This window comes from Parvimonas sp. D2 (assembly GCF_035282635.1).
Lineage (GTDB): Bacteria > Bacillota > Clostridia > Tissierellales > Peptoniphilaceae > Parvimonas.
Genome location: NZ_JAYKBO010000025.1, coordinates 1 through 288, shown reverse-complemented (window position 1 = coordinate 288; position 288 = coordinate 1). Strand labels below are relative to the sequence as shown.

Below are 288 nucleotides of genomic sequence, written 5' to 3'. Positions count from 1 at the left end.
CTCATAGGCAGCGCGACCCGGCCTGGTCATCGTCCGCACCTCAGCCGATCTCGCCCAATTGCGAACGGACGAACAATGCCGCCGCCTCGGACTGATCGGGGCGTAGCGCGTCGATCGCGGGAAGATGATCGGGGACATGATCACCGAGCAGGATCGACGGGCATTGTCCTTCGACATTGCCGAGATTGGGCCGATGCTGGGCATATCCAACGAGCGCTGCCAATTCGCGCGAGAAGTGGCGCGCCACCTGAGGCGGGTAGATCAACCATTGCAACTCGAACGGCTTCA

General features: G+C 62.2%; 1 protein-coding gene. It reads right to left on the bottom strand.

Annotation, left to right across the window (positions count from 1 at the left end; all coding sequences use genetic code 11):
• Nucleotides 1-40 precede the first annotated feature (40 nt).
• The coding region (locus VJI77_RS07435; protein WP_323988953.1) for a hypothetical protein at nucleotides 41-288 on the bottom strand (248 nt) is incomplete at its 5' end.